Annotated in this window: 1 protein-coding gene; it reads left to right on the top strand. The window is 51.0% G+C overall.

From position 1 onward, the window contains the following. Window positions 1-67 precede the first annotated feature (67 nt). A complete protein-coding gene (locus tag F6K37_RS43790; protein WP_287257397.1) occupies window positions 68-1,024 on the top strand; it encodes a peptidylprolyl isomerase in 957 nt (318 codons plus the stop codon). Window positions 1,025-1,118: the final 94 nt, after the last annotated feature.

Below are 1,118 nucleotides of genomic sequence, written 5' to 3'. Positions count from 1 at the left end.
CCCTGTTCCCTGTTCCCTAAAACCCAAAAAAATGTACCTCACCTAATTGAACACCGTTATAATTGCCATGCAGGAAACAGCAACAACACTGATTCATCAAGAAACTTCACTGTCTGAAATCCCGGTTGAAAGGGAGGATCGACCAAAGCCACTAATTCGGATTTTGCGAGAACCATTGCTGCATTTCCTGGTTTTGGGTGCCCTGCTCTTTGGGCTATATTTTTGGGTTGGTGGTCCAACTATCACATCGGATTCTCCCAAGCAAATTGAGGTGTCTGCTGGCACCATTGAGTCTTTGAAAACAACCTGGCAGCGGCAGTGGGGACGAGAGCCCTTGCCCCAAGAGCTGGAAAGCCTTGTGGATAACTACGTTCGCGATGAAGTACTGTATCAGGAAGCCCTGGCATTGGGGTTAGATCAAAACGACCTGATTGTGCGGCGACGGGTGGTTCAAAAGATGCAGTTCTTGGTCGAAGATGTGTCGGCTCTGCGGGAACCCTCCGATGAAGCCTTGCAAGCCTATTTAGGGGAGCATGCCGATCGCTATACTATACCGGGCAAGTTTAGCTTTGCACAGATTTACTTTAGCCGGGAAATGCGGCGCGATCGCACTGATGCGGAAGCTCAGGATCTTCTGAATCAGTTGCAAGCCAACCCCAACTTGGAACGGTTCCGGAAGCTAGGGGACCGCTCCATGTTGCCCATAACCTATAATCTAGCCTCAGCTGAGACCCTAAGCAACACCTTTGGTGGAAGCTTTGCCCAGGAGATGGCTGGGGTAACTGAAAAGGGCTGGCAAGGCCCGTTCCATTCCGCTTATGGCAGTCATCTGGTTTACGTTAGCGACATTGAACCGGGTCATAACGCTACCTTAGCAGAGGTCAAAAGGGATGTCCGCCGGGACTGGATGAGAGACCAGCGCCAACAGCTGGACGAGCAGTTCTATCAACAGTTACGCGATCGCTACACGGTTTCCATAGACCAGGATGCCCTCAACCAAGCTATTCAGGAGGAGCAGGGATGAACAAAGAAAGGCAGAAGTCAGAAGTCAGAAGGCAGAAGTCAGAAGTCAGAGGGCAGAAGGCAGAAGTCAGAAGGCAGAAGGCAGAAGTCAGAGG

Origin of the sequence: Moorena sp. SIO4E2, assembly GCF_010671945.1 — a bacterium.
GTDB lineage: Bacteria > Cyanobacteriota > Cyanobacteriia > Cyanobacteriales > Coleofasciculaceae > Moorena > Moorena producens.
The sequence above is the reverse complement of the archived record's forward strand: the minus strand, read 5'-3'. Positions and strand labels throughout refer to the sequence as shown.

Bases quoted from the DNA above. Each gene is read 5' to 3' on its own strand.
- F6K37_RS43790 (WP_287257397.1), top strand. From the start codon at position 68: ATGCAGGAAACAGCAACAACACTGATTCATCAAGAAACTTCACTGTCT.